Genomic DNA, 6,164 nt, shown 5'->3' with positions numbered 1-6,164 from the left:
ATAAATATGTATAAAATAAAAAAAGAATAAGATATACACAAATCCACCGACTGTGGATAAATATTATAAACGTATGTGCAAAAAACTTATCCACACATTATTAACAGTTGTGGATAAAAATAAGATGCAGTTTTGGTTTAGAAAAGTAAAACACAAATATCGTACCAAAAAAATGAAGACATTACAAGAGATTTAAGAGTTATCCACAATAGTCCGATTATTAACAATTATAGTTGTCCACAAGGTATGATTATGTTAAAAACATGTTCATAAGGTTTGTGGATAATTTTTTTCGTGTATTTTTTATGCACAATGGTTCGTGAAAGGAAATTATAATCTGTGGATAACCAAGTTTCAATATGAATGAGGGAGAGAGCAAAAAAACAATTGACAAAAGCCGTGCATCTTATATATAATATCGTAGACTGTCTAAAGTAGAACTTTTAAGATGATCATTCAGGAGGTGTCATATAGATGAAACGTACATTCCAACCAAATACCCGTAAACGTGCTAAAAACCACGGTTTCCGCGCACGTATGAGTACTAAAAACGGTCGCCGCGTATTAGCAGCACGCCGTGCCAAAGGAAGAAAAGTATTATCAGCATAAGTCCACTGACCATTTCAGTGGTCTTTTTTTCTTTTATAACGATGAGTTGGAGCAGGTGAACCGATGAATAAGAAACAACGAGTAAAAAAGAATAAAGACTTTCAAACAATATTTAAAAAAGGGAAGTCCTTTGCAAATAGACAATTTGTTGTTTATTGCTTAGAACATGAAGAAGATTTTTTTCGTGTAGGTCTATCTGTTAGTAAGAAAGTTGGAAATGCAGTAGTTCGTAATCGTATTAAGAGGTATATAAGACAAACCTTTTTAGAATTAAAAGATGAAGTAAATACAAATATGGAATATATTATTATCGCTAGAAATCCAGCGGCCAAATTAGACTTTCATGAAACAAAGAAAAGTCTTGAACATATATTAAAAATTGCTAAGGTAATAAAGAAGAAAAACTAGTGAAGACTTTCTGTTAAATGGTAATATAGAATGAATGGATATATATATAAGAAGTATTAGGGGGAAGAAGGTTGAAAAAAAAATTATCATTATTAATTTTACTGCTAGTAACAACTGTATTTCTAGCAGGTTGTTCGGAATTTAATGAGCCAATCTATTCAAGTTCAGAAGGGTTTTGGAATGAGTATATCGTTTGGCCATTAGTTTCAGCAATTACGTACTTCAAAGGAATACTTGGTACATATGGTTTAGGAATTATTGCGGTAACAATTATTATACGTTTAGCAATCCTACCATTAATGATCAAGCAAACAAAAAGCTCTAAAAATATGCAAGAAGTACAACCAGAATTACAAAAATTAAAAGAAAAGTACAGTTCAAAAGATGCTGTAACACAACAAAAATATCAACAAGAAATGATGGCTCTATTTAAAGAAAGAGGAGTTAATCCAGCAGCAGGTTGTTTACCAATATTTATTCAAATGCCGATTCTAATTGGTTTTTACCATGCAATTAGTCGAATGAATAATACCCCTGAAATTAACTTAGGTAGTTTTTTAGGATTTGCACTTGCAGATCCAAGTATTGTTTTAGCAGTACTTGCAGGTCTTATGCAATTGATCGTTTTACGTACAGGTCCAGCAATGGATAATCCTCAAATGAAAATAATGATGTATATTATGCCATTTATGATTATTGGTTTTGGTATCGTATTACCAGCAGCACTAACATTGTATTGGGTAATCGGTAATATTATTTCTATCATTCAAAATTTATTCATTTATAAACCTTGGAACAAACCAAAGGCTGAGCCAGTCAAAACGGGAGGGGCAAAAAAATGAATCAGATTACGCAAACTGCACCTACAAAAGAAGAAGCTATAACTGTTGCATTACAAAAACTTGGTGTATCAAAACAAGAAGTAACAATTACAGTATTAGATGAAGGTAAAAAGGGTTTTCTAGGATTTGGAGCAAAACCTGCAGTTGTTCAAGTAACTGTTCGAATAAATGAAGAAAAAGTAGAAGAAGTGCATGAACCAGAAGTGGAAACACTCGAAGTAAACGATGAAACAGAGATTTCTCCAAGTACTTCAATTGAAGTGCACAATCTAGAAGGTACGAATCACTTAGCAATTGAAGAAACAATTAACTATATTAATGAAATAGCAAAAGAAATGAAGATTGATGATTTAGAAATCAATCAAACAAAAGAAGGAAAATTTGTTTACCTTCAATTAAACAGTAAAAAGGCTGCATTACTTATTGGTAAACGTGGACAAACATTAAATGCACTTGAAAGTTTGGCGCAGCTCGTAGCAAATAAATTTTCTAATTCGTTCATTATCATTAAGCTGGATGTAGGAAACTACAGAGAAAAACGACAAGAATCACTTGAACAGCTTGCAGAACGAATGGCAGATAAAGCAGTTCGAACAGGTAACAAAGTAGAGTTTGAACCGATGACTTCTTTTGAAAGAAAAATAATTCATAATGCATTATCTGTTCGAGTAGATATTGAAACTTATTCAGTTGGAACAGATCCAAATCGATATTTAGTAATCGAGCCAATAAAATAATATAAACGGATTTTAGCTTACGAAAAGCTAGAATCCGTTTTTCTTATTGCTAACTACCTAGACGAAAAGCTCGGAGCAAACCTACCGCAACTCCATTTGTTTGTTTGGGAAGATATTGTGCTTTCGCTTTGATAACTTTTGATCACTAAATAAAATCATCTATACTTCTGATTTTTGACGATTTGTGTTATTGTTATATGTTAGATAGTCATGTTCGTTTTAACTTATTCACATGTGGATAAGTTAGTATGTAAAGGAGGTGGACACTTGTGGAATTCGATACAATAGCTGCTATTTCTACTCCACTTGGAGAAGGGGCTATAGCAATAGTGAGACTTAGCGGTCCCCATGCAATACAGATAGCAAACAAAGTATTTTATTCACCAAACGGAAAAGATTTACTTGTTCAAGCATCCCATACCATTCATTATGGGCATTTAGTTGATCCAAAGACAGAAGAGGTAGTAGAGGAAGTAATGTTGTCTTTGATGAAGGGACCCAAAACATTTACAAGAGAAGATGTAGTAGAAATTAACTGTCACGGTGGGCTTGTATCAGTGAATCGTGTCCTACAGCTTGTTTTGATTAATGGTGCGAGACTAGCTGAGCCTGGTGAATTTACAAAACGAGCGTTTTTAAACGGGAGAATCGATTTGTCACAAGCCGAAGCTGTCATGGATTTAATAAGAGCTAAAACAGATAAAGCGATGAATGTTGCGTTAGGGCAAATGGATGGGCGATTATCTAGACTTATTAAATCATTGAGGCAAGCACTACTCGAAACATTAGCTCAAGTAGAAGTGAACATAGATTATCCAGAATACGATGATGTGGAAGAAATGACTCTGCCACTAATGATTGAAAAATGTACATGGGTAAGGGATGAAATAGACAAACTATTAGTCACTTCATCGCAAGGGAAAATTCTTCGTGAAGGACTTTCAACGGCTATTATTGGTAGACCGAATGTAGGTAAATCTTCCCTTTTAAATAGTTTAATTCAAGAAAATAAAGCAATTGTGACAGATATAGCAGGAACTACACGAGATATAATAGAAGAGTATGTTAATGTACGTGGAGTTCCGTTAAAATTAGTAGATACAGCGGGTATTCGAGAAACGGAAGATATAGTTGAACGAATTGGAGTAGAAAAGTCTAGGCAAGTACTTAATGAGGCTGATCTTATACTACTAGTTTTAAACAATGCGGAGCAGCTAACAGAAGAAGACCGTAAATTATTTGAAGCAGTTCAGGGTATGGATTTTATTGTTATTATTAATAAAACAGACTTACCTACGTCGATAGATTCTAATGAAGTACAACGATTAGCAGGGGACAAACGTGTAGTTACTACTTCTTTACTACAAGAAGAAGGAGTCGATGAATTAGAAGAAGCAATTGCATCTTTATTCTTCGAAGGTACAATTGAAGCGTCTGATTTAACGTATGTTTCAAATGCACGTCATATTTCTTTACTACATTTAGCAAAAGCAACTGTAACTGATGCCATTGATGCGGCACATGCGGATGTGCCAGTAGATATAATTCAAATTGATGTGACGAGAACTTGGGAAATTTTAGGTGAAATTACCGGGGATACGGTAGAAGAAAGCTTAATTGATCAGTTATTTTCACAATTTTGTTTAGGAAAATAAAATAGGAGAGGAAGTAACGAACATGCCAAACTTTGAAGCAGGCAAGTTCGATGTGATTGTTGTAGGAGCAGGGCATGCTGGAGTAGAAGCAGCACTTGCATCCGCAAAAATGGGTGCTAAAACACTTGTTTTAACAATTAATCTTGATATGATTGCATTTATGCCATGTAATCCATCCATCGGAGGGCCAGCAAAAGGAATTGTTGTGCGTGAAATTGACGCATTAGGCGGTGCCATGGGAAAAGTAATAGATAAAACGCATATTCAAATGAGAATGCTTAATACAGGAAAAGGTCCTGCTGTACGTGCACTTCGCGCTCAAGCGGATAAAGTACTGTATCAAAATGAAATGAAACGACTTTTAGAGGAACAAGAAAACTTAACAATCCATCAAGCAGTTGTAGAAGAATTGCTAGTAGAAGATGATAAAATTATTGGGCTCGTTACTCAAGTTGGAGCTATTTACCACGCAGAAACAGTAGTTATTACAACAGGTACATTCTTACGAGGGGAAATAATTATTGGAGACCTAAAGTATTCAAGCGGACCAAATAATCAACAGCCATCCATTAAATTAGCAGATAGCATTCGTAATTTAGGTTTTGATTTAGTTCGATTTAAAACAGGAACTCCACCTCGTGTAAATAGTAAAACAATTGATTATAATAAAACTGAAATCCAACCTGGAGATGATGTTCCAAGAGCATTCAGCTTTGAGACAACTGAGTTTATAATGGATCAATTACCATGTTGGTTAACATATACAACACTTGAAACGCATGAAATTATTAATGAAAACTTACACCTTTCTCCTATGTATTCAGGTATGATAAAAGGTACAGGACCAAGATACTGTCCTTCCATCGAAGATAAGATTGTACGTTTTAGTGATAAACCACGCCATCAAATATTTTTAGAGCCAGAAGGAAGAAATACTAGAGAAGTATATGTACAAGGACTTTCAACAAGTTTACCAGAGCATGTACAACGTCGCCTGATTGCTTCTGTTCCAGGCCTAGAGAAAGCAGAAATGATGCGTGCAGGTTACGCAATTGAATATGATGCAATGGTTCCAACACAGCTTTGGCCAACACTTGAAACGAAAAAAATTAAAAATCTTTATACTGCAGGACAAATCAATGGCACATCTGGTTACGAGGAAGCAGCAGGGCAAGGTTTAATGGCCGGAATTAACGCCGCTCTAAGAGTTCTTAAAAAAGAAGAAAAAATATTAAGTAGATCTGATGCCTATATTGGAGTATTAATTGATGATTTAGTTACGAAAGGAACAAATGAACCTTATCGTTTATTAACTTCTCGTGCTGAATATCGCTTATTACTTCGTCATGATAACGCAGATTTACGTTTAACGGAAATTGGTTACGAAATAGGTCTTATTCCGCAAGAACGCTATGATAAATTTGTGGAGAAAAAACAACGTATTGAAAATGAATTAGATAGACTGCGTTCATTAATGATTAAACCAAATGAACAAACTCAACAATTAATCCGTAGTGTTGAAGGTAGCGAATTAAAAGATGGTATTCGTGCTGCAGACTTATTAAAACGTACAGAAATGCATTATGATTTAGTGGCTCAACTAGCTCCTCCTGAAATGGAATTGATGGAGGAAGAGAAAGAGCAAGTAGAGATTCAAGTAAAGTATGAAGGATATATTGAAAAATCTCTTCAACAAGTAGAAAAGCTCAAAAAAATGGAAGACAAAAAAATTCCTGATCAAATAGATTATGATGAAATTTCAGGATTGGCTACAGAAGCTAAACAAAAATTAAATCAAGTACGACCTTTGTCTATTGCACAAGCATCTAGAATTTCAGGAGTAAATCCAGCAGATATTTCAATTTTACTTATTTATATTGAACAGGGGAAAATTGCAAAAATTTCTGGATAGT

At 34.3% G+C, this 6,164-nt stretch carries 6 protein-coding genes; all 6 read left to right on the top strand.

Annotation, left to right across the window (positions count from 1 at the left end):
* Positions 1-474 precede the first annotated feature (474 nt).
* The 6 genes from rpmH (at position 475) to mnmG (ending at position 6,163) form a co-directional block, all read left to right on the top strand.
* Positions 475-609, top strand: coding sequence for a 50S ribosomal protein L34 (gene rpmH / locus AN959_RS13550; protein WP_053591131.1), 135 nt, complete (start codon positions 475-477; stop codon positions 607-609).
* 63 nt (positions 610-672) lie between these two features.
* Entirely contained in the window at positions 673-1,017 is a 345-nt protein-coding gene (gene rnpA / locus AN959_RS13545) for a ribonuclease P protein component (RefSeq protein WP_056831438.1), read from the top strand.
* Between the two features lie 71 nt (positions 1,018-1,088).
* Positions 1,089-1,859, top strand: coding sequence for a membrane protein insertase YidC (yidC, locus tag AN959_RS13540; protein ID WP_053591133.1), 771 nt, complete (start codon positions 1,089-1,091; stop codon positions 1,857-1,859).
* Positions 1,856-2,596: an RNA-binding cell elongation regulator Jag/EloR gene (gene jag, locus AN959_RS13535; protein WP_056831436.1), complete on the top strand. Its 741-nt coding sequence runs from the start codon at positions 1,856-1,858 to the stop codon at positions 2,594-2,596. The genes yidC and jag overlap by 4 nt, the downstream gene beginning before the upstream one ends.
* A 269-nt stretch (positions 2,597-2,865) precedes the next feature.
* Positions 2,866-4,251, top strand: coding sequence for a tRNA uridine-5-carboxymethylaminomethyl(34) synthesis GTPase MnmE (gene mnmE / locus AN959_RS13530; protein WP_053591135.1), 1,386 nt, complete (start codon positions 2,866-2,868; stop codon positions 4,249-4,251).
* Positions 4,252-4,273: 22 nt separating this feature from the next.
* Complete coding sequence (mnmG, locus tag AN959_RS13525; RefSeq protein ID WP_056831435.1) at positions 4,274-6,163, top strand: tRNA uridine-5-carboxymethylaminomethyl(34) synthesis enzyme MnmG; 1,890 nt, start codon at positions 4,274-4,276, stop codon at positions 6,161-6,163.
* Position 6,164: the final 1 nt, after the last annotated feature.

It is taken from the genome of Psychrobacillus sp. FJAT-21963, assembly GCF_001420585.1.
Lineage (GTDB): Bacteria > Bacillota > Bacilli > Bacillales_A > Planococcaceae > Psychrobacillus.
Note: the sequence above shows the minus strand (reverse complement) of the source record. Positions and strands in the feature narration are given on the sequence as shown.